9 protein-coding genes and 1 pseudogene are annotated in these 23,973 nt (G+C 37.2%); 5 read left to right on the top strand and 5 right to left on the bottom strand.

The genetic code is table 11. The features are described 5' to 3' along the window. Positions 1-16: 16 nt before the first annotated feature. Positions 17-1,207 carry a glycine C-acetyltransferase gene (gene kbl / locus ACMJ0U_RS01750; RefSeq protein ID WP_417127784.1) on the bottom strand — a complete coding sequence of 397 codons (1,191 nt, stop codon included), beginning with the start codon at positions 1,205-1,207 and terminating at the stop codon, positions 17-19. 131 nt (positions 1,208-1,338) lie between these two features. On the opposite strand from kbl, the gene ACMJ0U_RS01745 reads away from it, so the two are divergent. After that, the gene (locus ACMJ0U_RS01745) at positions 1,339-2,292 is read left to right on the top strand and encodes an NAD-dependent epimerase/dehydratase family protein (protein WP_417127782.1); all 954 of its coding nucleotides are present in this window, start codon (positions 1,339-1,341) and stop codon (positions 2,290-2,292) included. 95 nt (positions 2,293-2,387) lie between these two features. Here ACMJ0U_RS01745 and ACMJ0U_RS01740 read toward each other — a convergent pair whose 3' ends face one another. From ACMJ0U_RS01740 to ACMJ0U_RS01725, 4 genes are all read right to left on the bottom strand, one after another. After that, complete coding sequence (locus ACMJ0U_RS01740) at positions 2,388-3,950, bottom strand: right-handed parallel beta-helix repeat-containing protein (protein WP_417127781.1); 1,563 nt, start codon at positions 3,948-3,950, stop codon at positions 2,388-2,390. Positions 3,951-3,973: 23 nt separating this feature from the next. Beyond that, positions 3,974-5,617, bottom strand: a complete 1,644-nt coding sequence (locus ACMJ0U_RS01735; RefSeq protein ID WP_417127779.1) for a RagB/SusD family nutrient uptake outer membrane protein — start codon at positions 5,615-5,617, stop codon at positions 3,974-3,976. A gap of 37 nt (positions 5,618-5,654) precedes the next feature. Further along, positions 5,655-8,666: a SusC/RagA family TonB-linked outer membrane protein gene (locus tag ACMJ0U_RS01730; protein ID WP_417127778.1), complete on the bottom strand. Its 3,012-nt coding sequence runs from the start codon at positions 8,664-8,666 to the stop codon at positions 5,655-5,657. 156 nt (positions 8,667-8,822) lie between these two features. After that, the gene (locus ACMJ0U_RS01725) at positions 8,823-12,929 is read right to left on the bottom strand and encodes a hybrid sensor histidine kinase/response regulator transcription factor (protein WP_417127777.1); all 4,107 of its coding nucleotides are present in this window, start codon (positions 12,927-12,929) and stop codon (positions 8,823-8,825) included. Between the two features lie 190 nt (positions 12,930-13,119). Here ACMJ0U_RS01725 and ACMJ0U_RS01720 point away from each other — a divergent pair, with 190 nt between their 5' ends. The 4 genes and pseudogenes from ACMJ0U_RS01720 to ACMJ0U_RS01705 all read left to right on the top strand — a co-directional run bounded on the left by ACMJ0U_RS01720 (position 13,120) and on the right by ACMJ0U_RS01705 (position 23,901). Continuing rightward, positions 13,120-14,934 carry a glycoside hydrolase family 2 protein gene (locus tag ACMJ0U_RS01720; protein WP_417127776.1) on the top strand — a complete coding sequence of 605 codons (1,815 nt, stop codon included), beginning with the start codon at positions 13,120-13,122 and terminating at the stop codon, positions 14,932-14,934. 99 nt (positions 14,935-15,033) lie between these two features. Beyond that, a pseudogene (locus ACMJ0U_RS01715) lies at positions 15,034-19,015 on the top strand (two-component regulator propeller domain-containing protein). Between the two features lie 300 nt (positions 19,016-19,315). Next, positions 19,316-22,315: a SusC/RagA family TonB-linked outer membrane protein gene (locus ACMJ0U_RS01710; protein ID WP_417127774.1), complete on the top strand. Its 3,000-nt coding sequence runs from the start codon at positions 19,316-19,318 to the stop codon at positions 22,313-22,315. Between the two features lie 11 nt (positions 22,316-22,326). Next, positions 22,327-23,901, top strand: a complete 1,575-nt coding sequence (locus ACMJ0U_RS01705) for a RagB/SusD family nutrient uptake outer membrane protein (RefSeq protein WP_417127773.1) — start codon at positions 22,327-22,329, stop codon at positions 23,899-23,901. The last annotated feature ends 72 nt before the right edge of the window (positions 23,902-23,973 follow it).

Here is a 23,973-nt window from a genome sequence, read left to right as displayed (position 1 = left end):
TTTTTATAATAGTAGATTATTTAATGACGTTTAGTTCTTTTCCTACTTTAATAAAAGCTTGAATTGCTTTGTCCAGATGAGATTGTTCATGACCGGCAGAAAGCTGTACGCGGATACGCGCCTGGTCTTTCGGCACTACTGGATAGTAGAATCCTGTTACATAAATGCCTTCTTCCTGCATGCGGGCTGCAAAATCCTGTGACAGTTTGGCATCATACAGCATAACAGCGCAGATAGCACTCTGTGTAGGTTTGATGTCAAATCCGGCAGCAATCATCTTGTCGCGGAAATAGTTGACGTTACTCATCAGCTTGTCATGCAAAGCATTGCTTTCTTTGAGCATGCGGAACATTTCCAAACTTGCTCCTACGATAGCTGGTGCTACGGAGTTAGAGAACAAGTAAGGACGAGAGCGCTGACGCAGCATATCGATAATTTCTTTCTTACCAGTGGTGAATCCACCCATAGCGCCACCAAAAGCTTTTCCTAATGTACCTGTAAAGATGTCAATCTTATCGTATACACCAAATTGCTCTGCCACTCCGTGTCCTGTAGGACCTACCACTCCAGCAGAGTGTGATTCGTCTACCATTACGAGGGCATTGTATTTTTCTGCCAATTCGCAGATTTTGTCCATTGGAGCCACATTACCATCCATAGAGAATACGCCGTCAGTGGCAATGATACGATGACGCTGGGCTTGCGCTTCCTGAAGACAACGCTCCAAATCTGCCATATCGGCATTGGCATAGCGATAACGTTTAGCTTTACACAAACGTACACCATCAATAATGGATGCATGGTTCAAGGCATCTGAAATAATGGCATCTTCTTCTGTGAAGAGAGGTTCAAACAAACCACCGTTTGCATCAAAGCATGCGGCATATAAGATGGTGTCTTCTGTATGGAAATAATCAGAGATGGCAGCTTCCAGTTGTTTGTGAAGGTCTTGTGTTCCACAAATGAAGCGTACGGACGACATACCATAACCATGAGTGTCCATGGCTTTTTTTGCTGCCTCAATCAGGCGTGTGTTGTCCGACAAGCCTAAATAATTGTTGGCACAGAAATTAAGCACTTCCTCTCCTGCGTTGACTTTGATGTCTGCACGCTGTGGAGTGGTTATTACACGTTCTTTCTTATATAAGCCGGCTGCTTCTATGTCGGCAAGTTCCTTTTTAAGGAAATCTCTAAAGTTTGTATACATATATTGATATTAAGGTTTTGCTTATGCAAAGATGCAATTTTTTTATTTAGAAAAAAAGAGCTCGCATATTTTTATTTCATTTATAAGAACTTTTGTATATTTGCTTCGCAATTTAAAAATCTAGCTTGTAAATGAAAAACATTTTAATAATTGGAGCAACTGGACAGATAGGTTCAGAACTCACGATGCTTTTGAGAAAGAATTATTCAGGTAACGTAGTGGCTGGTTATATTCCTGGTGCTGAGCCTAAAGGGGAATTGAAAGAATCAGGTCCTTCGGCTATTGTGGATATTACGAATCCGCAACAAATTGCCGATGCGGTGAGTAAGTATCAAGTAGATACAATCTACAATTTGGCTGCATTGCTTTCTGCAGTAGCAGAAAATAAGCCTCAGCTTGCCTGGAAAATCGGACTCGGAGGACTGTTCAATACGCTTGAAGTTGCTCGTGAAAAGCAGTGTGCAGTATTTACTCCGAGCTCTATCGGCTCATTTGGTCCTGGTACTCCTAAAGACAAAACTCCTCAGGACACGGTACAGCGTCCTAAGACCATGTATGGTGTGACAAAAGTTTCAGGTGAATTATTGAGTGACTATTATTTCACTCGTTTTGGAGTGGATACCCGTTCCGTACGTTTCCCGGGATTGATTTCGTATGTGACTCCTCCGGGTGGCGGTACTACAGACTATGCCGTAGATATTTATTATTATGCAGCTAAAGGTGAGAAATTTGTCTGCCCGATTGCTGAGGGTACTTATATGGATATGATGTATATGCCGGATGCCTTACGTGCAGCCGTAGAAATTATGGAAGCAGATCCGACTAAGCTGGTTCATCGTAATTCATTCAACATTGCTTCTATGAGTTTTGAACCGAATACGATTTATCAGAATATCCGTAAATATCTTCCGGAGTTTGAAATGCAGTATCAGGTAGACCCATTGCGTCAGGCTATTGCAGAATCTTGGCCGAACTCACTGGATGATACATGTGCCCGTGAAGAATGGGGCTGGAAACCTGAATATGATTTGGATGCTATGACCAAGGATATGCTTGCAAAATTGAAAGAACGTTTTGGACGTTAATCGTTAATAAGTTTGATAATACATAATCGAAATCCCCTCACTCTCTCTGATTGCAGACAAGAGTGAGGGGATTTTGTGTATAAGAATTTCTTTTGTTAGAATATACTTTGGAAAAATGTCTTGATGGCTTCTGGCTTTATGTAATGAAGTGTATGCTCTTTTAATTTTACGGAGTCCATAAGACAATGTAGCCCTTTATAGCCGTCCGCCGATTCTTTCAACACTTTTTCTGTATAGATGTTTTCTACTTTTGGGTTTTTCTGACTTTCCGGTTGATTTTTAAATTGACCAATATAGACATTTTCTTCAAAAATATTCCGGGTAGAAGATGTAAAATCAAAATGGCTAGGATCTGCTGCGTAAAAGATATTTTGACGGAAACAAGTACTGTCAGCATATCCATCCCAAGAGTCGGAAGTTATCATTGTTCGGTCTATTATGTCAGAAAGCTTTTGGTTTACATGGATGATATTGCGTTCGATTAATGTCTGCTTTACGGGACCAGCTATGTGGATACTAGGGGAGAACATCCCTTGGCGTGTTTCTTTTGGGCGTATTCCATCTCCTATACTGATATTGTATCGAACGATGCTTCCGATGTTGCCACAATTATAGTCTTTGGCATTTCCACTGTTGCATACAAGTACCATTCCTCCGTAATTATCGTGACTATAATTATATTGTATGACTGTGTTCCGGCAATTATAGTCGGAATCAAATCCTTGTGCGTCCCAGGGAGCTTTATGTCCATATACTTCGTTATATTGTATGGTGGTATTGTCACAACTCCATGGCCATATGCCTGCTGCTGCTTCTGTCATTGGAAGTAAGTCGGGCGAATCGCACATGAGATTATACTCAATCAATGTACTGTCACAACCTATGGGAACAATACCGTCGCCGGGTACTTCTTCAATTAGATTGTTCCTTATAATTGTATGCTTGTTGGGATACCAGTTTTTACGGTTGTAATAACCGTTCCATATCATTGCGTTACGTTCACATCGTAAGATATGACAGTTCTCAATGGTCAGACTATCAAAGCGTGAGCGGATGCTGTCTCCTCCGTTTACAATCAGAATACCGCTTCCTCCTCCTTCTTCTTTGACAAGAGAGCCGTTGACATCGCGTATGGTAAGATTATTTATTCTGATATTATGAGAAATGCCGTAATTCATGCATTCTATTTTTAATCCAGTACGTCCGGCTTTTCGCTCTTTCCCGAAATTGCTGATTTCGATATTTTGAATTGTTAAGTAGTCAGAGTTGAAAATACGTACGGTATACATGGATGTGTCATTTCCTATAATACATGGTTTTTGATTGCTTTTACCGTATGCGTCAATGAGGATGGGAGATTGTGAGAGACCTTTTCCTGTAATATCTAAAATTCCTTTAAAGGTTTCTCCTCGTTTTAATAGTAGCTTATCTCCTTCTTTAAAGGATGTCTTTTTTACTCGTTCCAATGTTTTCCATGCATTGTCGGCTGAAAGGCCAGAGTTCATATCATTTCCATTAGTTGCATCCAGATAATAGGTTTGTGGAGGAGTGCTACAGCCTGCTATAAAAAATAGGGATGTTATAAGAATGGCTTTTTGAATTGTATGCATAATAATAGCAATAGGTGAAATTAAAAAGTCACAGGTCGGTGTAGACACTCCTGTGACTTTTGTATGATGATTTATTTTAGATTCTCATTCAAGTCAGTATCAAATGATGGGATTGCTGCATAGTTACGTGATTCATCCCAAGTTCCGCTCATTTCTACCCCTTCTTTCAGAGATATTCCTTCTGCCACTTCTACTGGTGTATTGGCTTGACGTGCAGCAAAAGTGTTTTTTAAATCATCCATACGGAGCTGATCATTAGCTCGAACTACTAATGCCGGGTAATATCCAGCTACTTCGTATCCATGTTCTTTCCAGCATTTGTTTGCAAATGTGGTTGGATCGCTTGCATAGTTGTTGGCATTATCTACTCCTGCTCCGTATGCACGGTCTAAGACTTTTTGTAAGCATTGTTTGGCTTCTTCGTTTACAGAACCACTACGAGCTTGTGCTTCTGCATACCACAAAAGAACTTCACTATATGAAACCATATAAAGCGTTTGGCTACAGATGCCATTATTCATGGTGTATTCTCTGTCATTATAATCATTCATTGCACTGCCGTCGTTACCTCCTCCATAAAGTAAGGTGCGGAACATCGGATGACATTCACTCAGGATAAAAGTTTCATTGTTGTCTTTTTGGTACCAGTCGATAAACCGATCCTTATAGGTATTTTTTTCAACTAAAATTTGGCCTCCATTGCTTCCATAAATGGCGTCTTTACGTGGCCCTTCTGGCATTTCTTTCCAAAACTTGATTTCGCCTACTACATCTCCCCATCCACCATTGGTAACAGATTCGTAAGCTTGACATACTGAGTTCCAAGAGTCTAGTCCAGACCATCCCCATGGGTTATCTTTATTAAATTTTACGGCAACAACTCCTTCTTGTGAGTAAGGATTAGATACATACATGAAGCGATCCTTATAGTTCGTTTCTAATTTATAGTAATATGTATTATTGTTTACCCCTTCAATGACGGATTTGGCTATTTTTGCAGCCTTTTCATAATAAGAAGTCTGGTTGAGTGGATAGCCTGCACGGGCCATATATACAGCTGCTAATACAGCTTGGGCTGCACCTTTATTGATGTAATTATTTAAACCATCTGCAATTCGCGGTGCTGTAGTATATACCTCAGGAAGAATTTTTTCGGCTTCTTCCAAGTCTGTGCATATTTGTGTATAGATTTGTTCTATAGTTGACTTGCCGACAGTAAAGTCTAAGTCTGTGGTTAATATGATAGGCACTTCTCCATACCAGCGAACTAATTTAAAGTAAGCTACCGCTCTCCAAAATAGAGCTTGTCCTTTTCCTATATTGATTTCTTCTTCACTGGTAGGAACTTTTTCTATGTTGTTGAGAATGAAGTTAGCAGCTTTGATAATCGCATAATTGGTATTCCATGCAGTTTTTGCGTCTGCATTATTATTATTGACTTTGTAACTGTCGAATTCTCTATATACGTCTTTGTTGCCACTGGTAAGAGCTGTGATGTCGTCACCCATCCAGTTTGGAGACAGACTATGACTGCCATTGATGGAGTATTGCACTTGTGCGTATAGAACGTTGATAGCACCATCTAAGTCATTTTGTGACGTAAAGTAATTCTCAGGAACCATCTGTCCTTTGGGATCTTCAGTCAAGAAATCGCTACAGGAAGTCATGGCTATTGTACATGTCATTAATGCACTTATAAATATTTTTGTTTTCATATTATCAATCTATTAGAAGTTCAATGTGTTGTTAATATTAAAAATTCATCTTTATACCAAAGGTAAAGGTTCTAGGAGTTGGATAACCACCTATATCCACACCGCTACTAACATCTACACTTTTTGAAGAATCATCTGTAAAGGCAGAAGCTGTAGGATCCATTCCTTTGTATTTAGTAATGGTAAATAGATTCTGACAGCTAACGGACAAGCGTATATCTGCAAATTTTGTCTTTGATTTTGGGAATGTATATCCTAGACTTAAATTGGCTAAACGTACATAGCTGGCATTTTCTACCCATTGTGTGGAGTTTGCATAATTGGTACCTCCGTTCAGTAAAGAAGCGAATTTAGCATTTTCTGGATTGACGTCCCAGTTGTATTCATATGCTTCTTTGGTATTGATGAATGAGGCATCTGATATTGAAGTAGACATTGCATAACGTACTAAGTTCAGACGGTCCATTCCAAAGGCACCAGTTAGGAACATACTCAAATCCCAGTTTTTATAATTTACTGTGTTATTCCATCCAAATGTGAAGTTTGGGTTCGCATTACCGATTACGGTACGGTCTCCTGCATCGATGCTTCCATTTTCATTTAAGTCAGCATATACGTTTTTACCATCTTTGCTGATGCCTTCCCATATATATCCGTAGAAAGAACCAATGCTGTATCCCGGCATAACAATTGTGGCTTCGTCAGCCATTTTATCTGCAGGAGTCTTTCCGTAGATGTATTCATTGCTACCTAAGTTTTTAACTTCATTCTTCAGGTATGTTCCTGTCAATGTAGAATTCCATTGCCAATCTTTGGTTTGAATTAGACGAGCATTGATGGAGAAATCAAGACCTTTATTGTCGATACGTCCTACGTTTGCTAAATAGTTTCCACCTCCATTATATCCAGGAATTGGCTCTTGCATTAAGCAGTCAACCGTACGTTTGTAGAAATAGTCGAATGAGAATGAGAGACGTTGCTTCCATATTGCAAATTCTACTCCCAAGTCAAATTGTTTGGTTTTTTCCCAAGTGACATCTGGGGTTGGAAGTGAAGTTGGCCAGTAACCATAATACAACTGTGAAGGTGTTCCATAGTTCGTATAAGCTTGTCCCAATAATCCAAGAGTAGAATATGCTCCGATTCCTTGATTACCAATTACACCATAGCTGGCACGCAGTTTCATGTTTTGCATAGCCTTAAAATCTTTCATGAAAGGTTCATTGCTAAGATCCCATGCTATAGCAACAGATGGGAAGTATCCCCATTTTTCTTTGCTGAACTTAGAAGAACCATCAGCACGGAAGGTAGCCGTTAGTGTATAACGGTCATTGTAGTTATAGATGACACGTCCAACACCGGATAGAAGAGTTTCTCTTGAGTAACTGTTACCGAGAGTTTTAGTATTTGCCATATTCACATTCCACCATCCTACAGCTTCGGTAGAGAGGTTGTTCCCACCAATATTCATGTTGCGATATTCAGTAGAAGTTGCTTCCCAAACGGCTGTAGCAGTCAGATTATGTTTCCCGAATTTCTTCATGTATGTGAAATTATTTGTCGATTGTAACATCATTCGGAAGGCATCGCTGTTTCCCATGCTGCTGATAGCAGTAGGGCTGGCTTTGGCAGAAGAGAATGAGTAGGATTTATTATCTTGGTAATCGAATGCGTTTGTTGTAGTAAATGTCAGACCATCTATGATTTTAAACTGTAAAGACAAATTTCCAGTAGCAGCGTAAGTTCGAAGTTCGCTGTTTGAGGCTGCGATAGCCCCTAACGGGTTACTTCCTGTAGTGTTTTTCCCTACATTGTATTTACCATCTTCGGTAAACATATTCATCGTTGGATCATAGTTTAACGCATTGAATATTGGGTTTGTCTTACTTGCAATATAAGTATTACCATTTCTTACTCCATGATTGAACTGTACATCTGTAGTGATAGTAAGCCAATTTGTTACAGCAGAATTCAAATTGACACGTGCGGAATATCGTTCATTATCAGAGTAACGTAAAACACCTTCTTCGTTTACATAGTTGGCAGAAACATAATATTGTGTTTTTTCGCTACCGCCTGAAATTGCAAGTTTATAATTTTGTACCAATCCAGAACGGAACATTTCATCTTGCCAATTAATTCCTTTTTTGCCATTTCTGAGAGCATCCATTTCGTCTGTAGAATACCCATTTCCTGGATACCAGAAATTATATGCTTCCGCATATTCATATGGGCTGAGCATGTCATAATGTTTGTAAACATTTGATACACCTACTGTGGCATCAAATGTGATTTGTGTCTGTCCGGCAACTCCTGTTTTTGTCGTGACTAATACGACGCCATTGGCACCTCGAGAGCCGTAGATTGCAGTTGACGATGCATCTTTTAAAACTTGAATAGATTTGATATCGTCTGTATTTAGTCCGCTTAACCCACCTTCACGGACAATTCCGTCCACTACATACAGAGGTTCGTTGCTTAGATTCACGGAATTTGCACCACGTACACGAATGCGAATGTCTCCTCCGGGGACACCGCTGTTTTCTACTTGCACACCAGAAACTCGTCCTTGAAGAGCTTCTGAAATTCGGGTAACTGGTTGGTCTTTGAATGATTTGTTGTCCATTACAGCAACAGAACCAGCCAAGTCAGCTTTACGTACGGTTCCGTATCCTACTACTACAACTTCATCCAATGTTTCTGCATCTTCTTTTAAGGTTAATTTTAAAGATAATCCGTTGCGGTCAACTTTTATTTCTTGATTTTTATAGCCGATATAGGAGATATTCAAGGTTGCTCCTGCATTCACTTCGATTGTGAATTTCCCGTCTAAATCCGTAATTGTTCCGTTGGAAGTTCCTTTTTCTATTACGCTGGCTCCAATAATTGGTTCTCCGTTTGCATCACTTACAACTCCTGTAACTTTGTACGAACTGTTTTGTTGAATACTTGTTGCTTCGCTTGTTGTGTTAGCTGCTATATTTGCTGAATAGGATAATAGCAGCCCTAATGTTAACAATTTGCTTACGTTTAATTTTTTACGTTTCATAATATTAATGTTTAAGTTCACTCCTTTGCAATTGGATGTCACAAAAATAATTTTGCATGAATGATATGATGATGAAAAAATAGCAGAAAAGGATAAATACTAAAAAATCATCCTTTTCTGCTATCTTTTCATCCTTTTGAGGATAGGACGGAAAACTTATTTGTCATCATTTTCTTTGTTGGCTGCGTATTCTTTAGGTAGGAAACCAAATTTCTTTTTGAAGCATTGGCTGAAATATTTTGGATCGTTGAAACCGACGGAATAGGCCAGTTCTGAAACACGTATTTTTTTCTTTTCCTCTAATAGTCGAAAGGCTGCTTGTAAGCGTATGCTGGAAATGAAGGTTAGAGGCGTCATATCTGTCAGTTGTTTCAATTTTTCACTCAACGCACTTCTAGACATTTGCATTTCTTGCACAAAAATGGTTGTATCAAATTCCATGTCGCTTAAGTGAGCATTTACACACTCAACAGCCTTTCTTAAAAATTCTTCGTCTTGACTCGTATAATCTAATTGTTTGGCTTCAAATATTAATTGTTTTCTAGAATCTCCATTGGAGGATTCTTTCTTCTTAAGGAGATTTTCAATTTTGGCGAGTAAAACAGATATATTTAAAGGTTTACATATATATCCGTCAGCTCCTACTTCATATCCAGCTATCCTGTCCATATCGCTTGTTTTAGCGGTCAATAGGATTACAGGTATATGCTTCGTTTCAAATTTTTCTTTAATCTTTTTGCATAATTCAAAGCCATTCATTCCAGGCATCATCACATCAGATACAATAATATCTATTTTTTTATCTTCCAGTTGGAGTAAGGCGGTTTCTCCAGATGAGGCTTCAGTAAGGTCAAAGTGATCTGTCAGAATACGTTTCATCACACTACGCAGGTCATCATTGTCTTCTACGAGTAATAATGCCGGTTTCTGCCTGGGAACAATTTCATTGCTTGGCTCGTGTTGACTTTGTGCTATTGGTGTATTAGAGATGGGACGAATTGGAGGCGCAGTCTCAGAAATTTCCCAATTTGTATCATCTTCTTCAATTTCTTCTTTACTATAAGCTTCCTTGTTTATAGGGATGATGACAGTAAAAGTATTTCCTGTTTCTTTATTACTGTTAACTTTAATTTCTCCATGATGTAATATGGTTAGATCTTTAGTCAAGGATAGTCCTATACCTGTACCAATGGTATGAAATCTGCGATAGTCACCTTCATAAAATCTCTCGAATAAATGTTTTAGCTTATTATCAGGAATTGGTTCTCCCGGATTATTTATACTGATTAGAAAAAGTTTCTGTTCATTGTCATAAGTTTGTGATATTGTAATAGTCTTGTTTTCAGGAGTATATTTGGCTGCATTAGACAATAGATTATAAACTATTTTGTCAAGTTTGTCACGGTCAAAATAGCCTTGATACTCTATGTCGATATTCGAAAATACAAAATGTAGATTTTTCTTACGAACAAGAGGTGAGAAGGCTTGTGCAGAATGTTGTAGGAAAGTTGTTAAGTTACCATAGGAAACTTTTAATTTCTGTCTGCCGTTTTCTACTTTCCTAAATTCTAGTATTTGAAGAATTAATCGTTTAAGTCTTAATAAATTATCTTCTATTTCCGGAAGAGATTTATGAACCTCAGGAAAATGTAATTTGATTTCATCTATAGAAGCTGAAATTATGGATAATGGAGTCAGTAATTCATGGGTTATATTCGTAAAGAATTGTAATTTGCTATGGTTGATTTCTTCATTTTTCTCGCGTTGGATATTGGCGAGTTCCACCATTTGTTGTAGTTTGATTCTTCTTTTTATGATTTTGTAAGTATACCATATGCATAGAATAATGATAATAATATAGATGCAATATGCCCACCAGGTAAACCAAGGGGGAGGCAGTATGGTAATTTTGATGGAACGGATGTTATTTGACCACAAGCCATTGGGATTGCTGCCTCTTACGGAAAAAATATAAGTCCCAGCAGGTAGGTTATTATAAAATGCTGCTGGATGATATCCTTCGGTAGAAATCCATTGGTTATCATATCCTTCCAATTTGTATTCATACTTATTTAAAAGAGGATTTATGTAGTTCAATACGGAAAATCCAATACTGAAATTGTTCTGTGTGTGGGAAAGTGTGATATGCTGGGCATACCCCAGGGTTGAATCAATTATTTTTCGCTGTTCACTGACTGGCATGCGTGAAATGGGGGTATCATAGATTTTTAGCTCAGTTAATACAACTGGATATGAAACTGTATCATATTTGATTTCTTCAGGAAAAAAGCTGTTTATACCATGTACCCCACCAAAATATAACTTCCCATCTTTTCCTCTTGCACAAGCATTTCGGTTGAAAATATGATCTTGTAGTCCATCTTCTGTAGTAAATACCTGTACGCTTTTCTTTGTTTGCCCCTTATGAATGTGAATCATTTCTGAAGTAGTAGTAACCCACAATCCTTTTTGATTGTCTTCCAATATACATGATATAACTTCTCCTTTTTTCATATTGGTCGGTAATGCATACTGGAAGCAATCTTTTTCAAGATTGTAAATACTAAGTCCTTTCCCGTTTGTTCCTGCCCATATTGTATTATCACTGTCTATATATAATGTCATGGCTCCGATTGATTTTGCATTTTGGGCTTGGATGGTGTATTGTTTGGCGATAAAATTATTATTGTGGGGAGTTAACTTCCATATTCCAGAATTGGGCGTTGCAGCCCAGATATTTCCATCCTTATCTTCTTGTATACGGAATATAGACTCTTTTTGAGGAATAAATGTTTTATTCTCAATTAAGTTATTAATGGCATACATTTTTCTTTGTTTGTCAAGTAAAAAAATGCCACTTCTTGTTCCTAGCCATATATTTCTTTTAGAATCTTCGTATACGGAGTATATACAAACATCCGTTAATTGTGGGTGTGATTCAATATTGATTTCTTGTACTTTTTCCCCATCAAAAATCCATAGTCCATCATCCCATGTGGCAAAACAATACTCTCCATTATCTCTCAGTTGAATGATTTCATTGACTGTAGATATAAGAGGTAATTTTTGAAAGGCATCAATTTGGTTGTATGGAATGACTTCCTGAGTTTGCATGTTATATTTGGCGAAACCAAATCCCATGATTCCTATCCATATCCAATGATTATCGATAGGGCAAATAGCTCTTACTGATGCACTAGGAAATATTTCTCTTACGGTTTTTAGGGAGTTTAGGTTAAATTTACGTGTATTGGTATTGGCAATTCGGATTCCTCCTCCAAGCATGCCTACCCACATTAATCCATCTTTGCTGGATAGTAATGCATCTACTTCATTAAAAGGTAGATGCCCACTTTTATTGCTTGGATAATAATTGGTAAACGTTCCATCTTCTGATTCAATAATGCTGAGTGCACTTCGGGAGCCTATCCATATTTTACCTGTGTTTTTATCTTGAGTAATGGCGTAAATGATGTCGTCTGCAATACTTGACGGATTATTTTTGTCGTGAGTGTATCGGATAAACTCGTAGTGTTGCATGTCATAAGGATTTTGCATTTTCAAAAGCCCACATCGCCATGTGCCAATCCATATATTTTCGTCTTTATCTTGAAATATGATATGCGCTGACTTGCTTGAGCATACATTGTGGTATGTATATAAACGCTTTTGTGTGGGATCGTATCGAAAGAGTCCTTGACTCCAGGTTCCAATCCAGACATGCCCTCGTTTATCTTCTAATAAAGACTTGACATCAAAATTTTGAATGGTTTGGTATAACGTAAAGTTTTTTTTATCTTTTTTCTTTATAAAGAGCCCCTTATTAGTACCAGCCCATATTGTCCCCTCTCGTGTGCATGCAACGGCTTCCACATTGCTGACTTGAGGATTAGGCAAGTGTATTTTTTCTATGGTTTCACGTTTTTTATTTAGCTTGTATAAACCATTGTGTGTGCCAATCCATAAATTGGATTGATTATCTTCTGCTACTATATTAATGAATCCATCAATTGATTTTTCCGTATTTTCGGATTCGGCATGATAGATTTTGGTGGAATATCCATCGTAGCGTACTAATCCATTATAAGTGGCAATCCATATATATCCTTCTTTATCTTGAAAAAGATTACGAATTTCATTGGTTGGGAGTTGTATAAGGTTTTTCAGTGGAGTGAAATTAATATCTTCAGTAGTTGACGGTATTCCCCAACAATAGATAGAGAATAAAATATATATTTGGAATAGCAAAAAAGTTTTTTTCATATCAGGGTTAAATAGTAATCTTTGCACAAATGTAAAAAGATTATTCTCAATATAAAAAATAAAATAGTCTTATAGTAATGATTTGTATTATAAATGAGATGAATAAATGATTCTATTTTTTGACAGAATTGTTTTATGCAGAGCAGCTGTTTTATCCTACCTTTGTAAGGTATCTTAAAAATTAATATCAATGAAAAAACTATGGATGGTGCTTGCCTTATGGGGAGCTTTAGCAGCACAGCTGCATGCACAATGGAAGCCGGTTGAAGGACGGATTAGAACGCAATGGTCTGAACAGGTAAATCCTGATAATGTATTACCAGAATATCCACGGCCTATTATGGAAAGAACAGAATGGGAAAATCTGAATGGCCTTTGGGATTATGCAATTATAGAAAAAGGAAAACATAGCCCTTCTGTTTTTGATGGGAAAATTCTGGTACCTTTTGCTGTAGAATCTTCTTTGTCGGGAGTAGCTAAAACAGTAGGTGCAGAGAAAGAGTTGGTCTATCGTCGTTCGTTTGACGTTCCTTCTTCTTGGAAAGGGAAAAGAGTCCTTTTGCATTTCGGAGCAGTAGATTGGAAAACTGATGTATGGGTAAATGATGTAAAGGTAGGTAGTCATACCGGAGGATTTACTCCTTTCTCTTTTGATATTACAGAAGCTTTGCAGGGAAAAAACAATACTTTGATGGTAAAGGTATGGGACCCGACAGATAAGGGTTACCAGCCAAGAGGAAAGCAGGTATCGCGTCCTGAAGGTATATGGTATACTCCGGTGACCGGAATATGGCAGACTGTCTGGATGGAACCTGTCAGTGAATCGTATATCCAGGATTTACGTATTACTCCCGATATTGATAATTCCTTGCTTTCTTTAAAGGCCTTGGTAAAAGATGCTACTTCGAAAGATTTGGTAGAGGTAAAAGTCTTTGATGGTCAGCAGTTGGTAGCGCAAGGAAAAAGTATTAATGGAGAATGTGTACAGGTAGCAATGCCAGGGAATACTAAATTATGGTCGCCCGAATCTCCTTTCCTTTATACGTTGAAGGTTTCTTTAAAGCAGGGTGGAAAACTGGTGGATGAAGTGTCCAGTTATGCAGCTATGCGAAAATATTCTTCTAAACGTGATGCAAACGGTATTGTACGTCTGGAGTTGAATAATAAGCCGTTGTTCCAGTTTGGTCCTCTGGATCAGGGCTGGTGGCCGGATGGATTATATACGGCTCCTACGGACGAGGCCTTATTGTACGATATACAGAAGACAAAAGATTTTGGATTTAATATGATTCGCAAGCATATTAAAGTAGAGCCTGCACGCTGGTATACCTATTGTGATAGGTTGGGTATTATTGTATGGCAGGATATGCCCAGCGGTGACCGTAATCCGGAATGGCAGAACCGGAAATATTTTGAGGGCACTGAAATGAAGCGAAGTGCAGAGTCGGAAGCTTGTTACCGGAAGGAATGGAAGGAAATAATGGATGTATTGTATTCTTATCCTTGCATTGGCACATGGATTCCATTTAATGAAGCTTGGGGACAGTTCAAAACTCCGGAAATAGTGGAATGGACCAAACAATATGACCCGACTCGTCTGGTAAATCCTGCCAGTGGAGGTAACCATTACACTTGTGGGGATATGCTGGATTTGCACAACTATCCTGCTCCGGAATTGTATCTGTATGATGCACAGAGAGCGACAGTATTGGGTGAATATGGAGGCATTGGCTGGGTAGTACAGGGACATATCTGGGAACCGGACCGTAACTGGGGATATATTCAGTTCAATTCTTCTAAGGAAGTGACAGATGAATATGTGAAATATGCGGAAAAACTTTATGATTTAATACCTCGCGGCTTTTCTGCAGCAGTATATACGCAGACCACAGACGTAGAAGTGGAAGTAAATGGTTTGATAACATACGACCGTAAAGTAATTAAACTGGATGAAAAGCGAGTTCGTGAGATTAACCGTAAACTATGTGAATCTTTAAACAAATAAGGTAAAAAGATAATATGATACAGAGGGGAAGAGAATTCTGGGGTAGAATACTCTTTGCCCCTCTGTTCTTTTTGAAAAATATATACCTTTGTAACTATGATGAAAAAACATACTGTATTATATAGCATAATTATATTGTTACTTTTCTTTAGCTTTCCGGAAGTAATAATATCTTCTTCAATGTCTTATTATTTTCGGACATTGGGTATCAATGATGGCCTTTCGCAGAGCACTGTAAATGCAATACTGCAAGATCAGAAAGGATTTATGTGGATAGGAACGAAAGATGGCTTGAATCAGTATGATGGACAAGAGTGTAGAGTTTTTCAGAAAGAGAATTCTTCATTAGGCAATAATTTCATTACAGCTTTATATGAAGATTGTGAGGGATATATTTGGGTTGGAACTGATGCGGGAGTATATATTTATAATCCCGTTCAAGAGGCATTTCAGTTTTTAGATACAGAAATTGTATCTTCAGGTGAAAAAATTACACGTGCTGTAACTTGGATTACATCTGATTCACAAAATAATATCTGGATTTCAAGTTGATAATCAGGGTTTGTTTTGTTATAACAGTGGAAAAAAGAATTTGACAAAAGTTGTTTCTTGTGGAGAGTCGGGAATTGCTAATGTAACTCATTTCTGGTTTTATGCAGGTCAGTTGTGGATTGCTCGTTATGAGGATAATTTATATGTTTCGCAAGACAACTCTTCTTTTAATGCTTTTAACGATATAGATGGAGAGGGCATTTTTAAAGGCCTTGTAATTAATTCTTATGTAGAAGGGTTGCATAATTGTTTGTATGTGGGGACTTCCAAAGGTTTGATGGAGATTAATTTGACCTCTCGTAAGGTAAGGAAGTTATTGGATGAATATGTGCGTGACATTTGTTTCCGTTCCGATACGGATTTGTGGATTGGAACAGAGCAGGGATTGTATATTTATAATATAGAAACAAATGAGTATGAGCATTTGACTACGCCGGATATAGATGAACGTTATGCTCTGTCTGACAATGCAATATATAACGTATATAAAGACCGTGAAGGGGGAATGTGGGTCGGTTCTTATTTTGGAGGACTAAGTTATTACCCTTGTCAATATACCTATTTTGAAAAATATTATCCTCGTGAGACTCTCCAGCAAATGGGAAGGCGCGTTCGGGAATTTTGTGCCGGAAATGATGGTACATTATGGTTTGGTACGGAAGATAAAGGGTTGTTTAATTTTGATCCTAAGAATGGAAAGATAAAACCGTTCCATCATTTGGAGCTGGGACATAATATTCATGGTTTATGTTTGGATGGAAACACTTTGTGGGTTGGTACTTTTTCTGATGGGCTGAGCCATATTGATTTACGCACAAATACCTTGAAGCATTATAGCAAAGGAAATGCACTTAATACATTGAATTCCGATAATATTTTTTCTGTATGTAAGACTAGTACCAACGATATTTGGATTGGTACAACTTCAGGTTTATTGAGGTATAATCGCTTGTCGGATGATTTTCTACGTATAAAAGAGTTGGATAATGTTTTTGTTTATGATATTCTTGAAGATAGTTACGGGAAATTGTGGCTGGCAACTTATTCGGATGGAGTCTTTTGTTATGATTTGCCTCAAAATCGTTGGAAACATTATAAGTGGATTCCCGAGGATAGCACATCTTTGCCTTATAATAAGGTAATTAGTATATTTGAAGATAGTCATAAAAGGATATGGTTTACTACGCAAGGCGCTGGTTTCTGTCGTTTCTGTCCGGAAACTGACAATTTTGTTTGCTATGATATGACTGATGGATTTCCTAGTAATATTGTATATAAAATAGTAGAAGATAATGAAGGGAAATTGTGGTTGACCACAAATAAGGGTTTGGTGTCATTTTATCCGGAAACGGGTGCCAAACATATATATACTACAGCTAATGGATTGCTTAGTAATCAGTTTAATTATCAATCAGGATTCAAAGATGATAAGGGGACGATTTACTTAGGAAGTATTGATGGATTTATAGCTTTTAATCCTTATGAATTTGTTGAGAATAAACAAGTTCCTTCATTGGCATTGACCGATTTCTTCTTATTTAATAAACGTTCTCCGATTGGCGTAAAGGGTTCTCCTCTTTCTAAAAGTATTACTTATTCAGATGAAATTGAGTTGAGTGCAGAACAAAATTCATTTTCTTTGAGGGCTGCCGTATTGAGTTACCAGGCTCCTCTGTCAAATGTAATAGTCTATAAGTTGGAAGGATATGATAAGGAGTGGTATACGTTAGAAGGTGGAAATTCGAAGATTAGTTATTCTAATTTACCTTATGGTTCATATACATTAAGAGTTAAAGGGGCCAATAGTGATGGTATCTGGAGTCTTCAGGAACGGATATTGAAAATCAAAGTGAATCCTCCTTTTTATCTTTCTTGGGTAGCTTATACTATTTACGGTGTTCTGTCAGTCTTATTTATCTTGATGGGGGTGTATTATTTCCGGAAAAAGAGTCAGCGGAAGCATTTGCGGGCGATGGAAATTTTGAAATATGAAAAAGAGCGTGAATTATATACGGCGAAAATAGATTTTTTCACTAATGTGGCACATGAAATACGTACTCCTTTGACTTTGATAAAAAGTCCTTTGGAGAATGTGTTGGCTTCAGCTCATTTGGATGAAGATATAAAAGATGACCTTGAAATTATGGATTTGAATACCAATCGTTTACTGGATTTGGTAAATCAGTTGCTTGACTTCCGTAAGACGGAAACAAAAGGTTTCAGGTTAAATTTTATGGATTATAATTTATCGGGTATTTTACAGGCTATTTATAAACGTTTCACTCCTCTTGCTCGGGAAAAAGGTTTGGAGTTTACAATAGAAAGTATAGATGATTTACATGCTTCGGTCGATAAGGAGGGATTTACGAAGATTATAAGTAATTTGTTTACCAATGCAATTAAATATTCTGATACTTATATTCATGTGAAATTACGTTTGGACAACGCTTCCAATTTATTGATTCTGTCTGTAGAAAACGATGGAGTAATTGTTCCGAAAGCTGAACGTGAAGAGATCTTTAAACCTTTTAAGCAATATCATGAAGAAAATACTCATGTGCAAGGTACCGGTATCGGACTTGCATTGGCTCGTTCTTTAGCAGAATTGCATGGGGGAAAATTATCGATGGATGAAGCATTGGATTGTAACCGTTTTATTCTTCAGCTTCCATTGTGTCATGAACAGATATTAAATTTGTCACATACAGAAGAGGAAGAGCCTGTTCCCGCTGTAGGTTCAAATGTGGTGGAACCGCTTTCGCAGTCAGATTCCTTCCGCTATACGTTGTTGATAGTAGAGGATAATGCTGAGATGCGTAAATTTTTACAGAAACAGTTGGCTGAATCTTATAAAGTGTTTGTTGCATCCAATGGAGTTGAAGCTTTGAAAATTTTGCAGACTTCTATTGTGAACTTGGTTCTTTCGGATATAATGATGCCTGAAATGGATGGTTTGGAATTGTGTAATGTAATAAAGTCTGATTTGAATTACAGTCATATTCCTGTTATTTTATTGACCGCTAAAACCACTTTACAGTCAAAGATTGAAGGAATGAAAGCCGGAGCCGATGCGTATGTGGAAAAGCCATTCTCTATGGAATACCTGAAAGTTTGTATTTCGAATCTGTTGAAAAATCGTGAACAGTTACAAGCTACCTTTGTCCATGCACCTTTTGTGCAGACAAATAGTATGGCAATTACTAAGGCTGATGAAGAATTCCTGAAGAAATTGAATGAAATTGTACAGGCCAATATTCAGAATCCTGATTTTAGCTTGTTGGATATGGCAGACCAGCTGTGTATGAGTCGTTCAAGTTTGAACCGTAAGATAAAAGGAATACTGGATGTCACACCGAATGACTATATTCGCATCGAACGATTGAAAAAAGCAGCCCAGCTTTTAAAAGAAGGAAATTGCAAGATTAATGAAGTGTGTTACATGGTTGGTTTTAATACGCCATCTTATTTTACCAAATGTTTTCAGAAACAATTTGGAATGTTACCTAAAGATTTTGCAGGAGATAAATAATCGATTCTTTATCAAAAATGTTTTTTATGCAACGAATTTGTCATGAAATATAAGAAACATTTCATGACAAGTGTTGTGTGCTCTATTATTTCCTTTTGACAGTATTGTAATATGAAATGAGCGTATTTTTCTCCTTGTTATGTTATGGAAGGCCTACATTTGCACTGAATCAATAAACTAATAAACTATGAGAATAAAAAGAAGTCCTTAAAATTTTATGTATTGCAGTTAACTTTAAATGTATTTTGTAGAGTGAATTATTCACTTTGTTTTTTAAATCTAATCTATCTGTTTTAAACAATGGCAAAAAAACTATTATTTCTGTTTTTTACATTCTTTACATTAAATATTTATGCTCAGAATGTAACAATGACCGGTACAGTAGTTGATGTAGAAAATCTTCCTTTGATTGGAGTTAATGTGATTATAAAAGGAAGTACAGTGGGAACAACTACAGATTTGGATGGTAACTTCTCTTTAGAAGGGAAAAAGGGAGATGTACTTGTTTTTTCCTATATTGGTATGGTGTCTCAAGAGATAACGTTTAAAGGACAGCCTTTAAAAATTGTTATGAAGGATGATTCGGAAGCTCTTGATGAAGTCGTTGTGATTGGTTATCAGTCTGTGAAAAAATCAGATCTTACAGGTGCTGTAGCAGTTGTAGATGCTAAGGAAATGAAAAAAAGTGCAGCTGGAACAATTACTAGTCAGTTGCAAGGTTTGGCGACAGGTATTAATGTTCGTAGTACCGGTAGAGCTGGTGAAGATGCTTCTATAGAAATTCGTGGAGTCGGTTCGTTGAGTGATAATTCTCCTTTGTGGATTGTAGATGGAATGATTACCAATCCTGGAGTAGATTTTAATCCAGCGGATATCGAATCTATGCAAATTTTGAAAGATGCTTCTGCTGCAGCTATTTATGGTTCTCGTGCTGCTAATGGAGTCATTATTGTAACGACTAAGAAGGGTAGCAAAGGCCCGATGAAAGTTGGTGTTAGTGTAAAAGAAACATTAGAATGGAGTCCGAAATATGATCTTATGAATGCTGCTGAATATAAGAAGTATAATGATATGGCTTATAATGAGGCTATAAAAAATGGAGTAGGTAGCATTACTTCTTTACAGCAACACTCAGATTTTGATACTAATTGGCAGGATGAAGTATTTAAAACTGCTTTAGTTCAAGATTATAATGTGTCTTTGTCTGGTGGTGGAGAATCTGGAAATTATTATGTATCAGCTGGATATTATAATAATGATGGAGTTTCTTATGGTAATAGTTTTAATCGTTATAGCTTTCGTGTAAATACCACAGGCAAGAGGGGATGGTTCTCTTTTGGGGAAAATTTAGCTTATTCATTGACAAATAAAGATCCTTTGCAGACCAATCCTTATAATGATGTCATGCGTATGATGCCTACTATACCTGTGTATGATGAAAATAATCCAGGAGGCTATGGTTATGGAGATGCTGCTAAATATAATACCTTTGGAACTAATCCGATAGCACGTGAGAATCTGGAAGAAATGGAGGAACGTCAGAATCGTATAAATGGTTCCGTATGGCTGGAATTTAAACCTTTTGATTTCTTGTCTTATAAGTTTAATGGAGGTATAGATTTATATTTCTATGAAAAGTCATGGTTTAGAGGAGAAGGTAACTGGACACAGAATCAGGAACATCGTGATCCGGAAAGTCAGAAACAACGTGACAATACATATAATATGCTGATTGAGCATACCTTGAATTTCAATAAGGATTTTGGAAAGCATCATGTAGATGCCGTTGTTGGTACCACTTATCAGAGTCATGAGTGGGAAGGATTGTGGGCTTCACGTTTGAATTTTCCGTTAATAAGTGATGAAGAATGGTTGCATGTACTTGATGCAGGAAAAAGCAATCAGCAAAATACAAATAGTATTAGTAAGAATGCAATGATTTCTTATCTGGGTCGTGCAAATTATATTTATGATGATAAATATTATTTTACAGCTACTTTCCGTCGTGATGGTACTTCTCGTTTGTCTAAAGAAAATCGTTGGGGTAATTTCCCTTCTATATCTGCTGCATGGAGAATCTCTAAGGAAAAATTCTTTAAATCATCTTGGATAGACGATTTGAAAATTAGAGGAAACTGGGGGCGTCTGGGTAATTCATCCATTGGTGACTGGGATTACTTAGGTACAATTAATCAGAGTTTGGTGACGATTATAGGAGGAGTACCGGTAGCCGGAGCTGCACAAGTAAAACTGGTAAATAGTAATTTGGTTTGGGAAACAAAGGAGACGATGAACTTTGGTTTGGATGCAGCATTTTTAAACCAGCGTTTAAATGTTAGTGCTGAATATTATATATCTAAGACATCTGATGTTTTGACAGATATGCCGATTGCCTTATCTACAGGTAATCAGGGTGGGGCTCCAAAAGCCAACGCTGCAAGTTTGAAGAACTCAGGTTTTGAAATGACAATAGGTTGGAGAGATCAAGTGTCTGATTTTAAATATAATGTTAGTCTGAATCTTACTACATTAAAGAATGAGGTGACAGATTTAGGTTATGATAAGCCTTATTTGATTTCTGGCCAATCTATCAGTAAGCCGGGCGAGCCATTAGCTATGTTTTATCTACGGAAAACAGATGGACTCTTTAGAACACAGGAAGATATTGATAATTATGTAAATTCTAAAGGAGAACCTATTTTAATAAATGGACAACGTCCACAATTGGGTGATGTAAGATATGTAAATGTTGATGATGACACAAATATTACAGATAATGATCGACAAATCTGTGGAAGTCCTTGGGCTAAGCTACAAACTTCTTTAATATTTAATGCGGAGTGGAAGAATTTTGATTTGAGTATGATGTGGTATGGCCAATTTGGAAACAAGATTTATAATGTAGACAAATGGCAGGGACGTTTGTTCTCTGATAATTCAAATTATATTCGTTTTGAAAAAGGAGAAGAACCTTATCAGGAGAATCCATCTTCAAGCACCCCTCGTATTATCTATGGTGACCAGCGAAATTCAATGGATAGCGATCGCTTCCTGGAAAACGGTTCATATTTTAGATTGAAAAATATTTCTGTAGGTTATACATTTAAAAAGTCTTGGTTAAATAGTTATGGAATTGATAAACTAAGATTGTATGTGACTGGAAGTAACTTGCTTACTATTACAGGGTATAGTGGCCTGGATCCGGATTTTGTAAATACAGATGTGTGGAATAGAGGTACTAATGGATTTGCTTTCCCTAATACTCGTTCAGTAATGTTTGGTTTGGATTTGACTTTTTAATTGATTTTGATATGAAAAAAATATACAACTTTTTGTTAGGTAGTGCATTGGTCTTTTGTACAGGGTGTAGTGCTGATTTATTAGATATAGACAATCCCAATGAAGTAACTATATCTACATTCTGGAATAAGGCTGCTGATGCAGAAGCGGGTGTAAATGCTTGTTATAGTGCCTTATATAAAGAGCCTACATGGATGCGTTGGCTTTCTTTCCGTTATGATTTGTCGTCGGATGAGGGATGGAGTTCTTCACCTTGGATTGAGTTAGGAGATTGGACGCGATTCCTATATTCTAACTATAATTTTAATGAAGGTAATAATCAGCATTGGGAATATTTCTATATGGGTATTTTCCGTTGTAACCAAGTGTTGAAATATGTACCTGCAATTGATATGGACGATACTGAAAAGAAGCAAGTTTTGGCACAGGCGTCGTTCATGCGTGCATTGTGGTATTTTCAGATAAACTTACTTTGGGACAAAGGTACATTGATATTGGAACCTGTTGATGCCGGTTATCGTCCGAAAGATGCTACGGAGGCTGAAATTTGGGCTCAAGTGGAAAAAGATTTACTTTACGCTGCTGAAAATTTGCCAGATAGTTGGGATGCAGAGAATTTGGGACGTGCCACTCGTGGAGCAGCTAAAGCATTACTTGGGAAAGCATACATGCAACAGCATTTGTATGATAAAGCAAAAGAACAGTTGAGCTGGTTAATAGAAAAGGAAAAGACCGGTTTGTATGGTTTAATTGATAATTGGGTAGATAATTTCACGGACTTAAATGAAAATAACAAAGAGAGTGTTTTTGAAATTCAATTTGATGATAAGAACAAAGGTGATACTGGAAATAATGCTAGTATGGCTACCGGTTTTCAGAGAACACAGTTTTATGCTCCTAGTGGAATCGGTTGGGGAGATGGAAAAGCCAGACGTTGGTTGGTTGATGAATATCTAAAAGAGAAGAGGATTGATGGGGAAAATGATATTCGTCTGTATAACAGTATTTTGTATCATGGATTTTCTTTAGACTTTCCTAATGAGTCAAAGAAATATTATAATATAGCAGATGCGGATGCTGATGAACAGTGGAATAATTGGGGAAAAGATCCGGAAGACTGCTATATACGTAAATATAATACTTCTTATTATCGTGAAAGAGAAGATTATTTTGCACGTAATAATTATCGTATCATACGTTATGCAGATATTTTGTTAAATTATGCAGAATGTATTGTTGAGACAAATGGTACGGTTGCTGAGGCTGCTAAGTATGTAGATCAGGTACGTGATAGAGTTGGTTTGGCTAAGTTGAAAGATAGCCGATGGGCTGCTTGTCTTAACTCTAAGGATGCTTTCCTAAAGCGTTTACAAATGGAGAGAACTTTGGAGTTATGTTTCGAGGGATGGCGTTGGGCTGATTTGAAACGTTGGGGAATGTTGGATACACAAGAAGGTATCAATGAATTGAAATCTCGTGATGCAGACTTCAACAATTTTGTGATTGGTAAACATCGTCGATTACCTATTCCTCAATATGAAATAGATCAAAGTGATGGGCAGTTGACTCAGAATCCTATGTATTAATTATTTATTTCCGTCCCCATTTGGGGACGGAAATACTTTAAATTTAAAGATTATATGAAAACACATAATAAA

Source organism: Phocaeicola sp. (genome assembly GCF_048170425.1).
Lineage (GTDB): Bacteria > Bacteroidota > Bacteroidia > Bacteroidales > Bacteroidaceae > Phocaeicola.
Note: the sequence above shows the minus strand (reverse complement) of the source record. Positions and strands in the feature narration are given on the sequence as shown.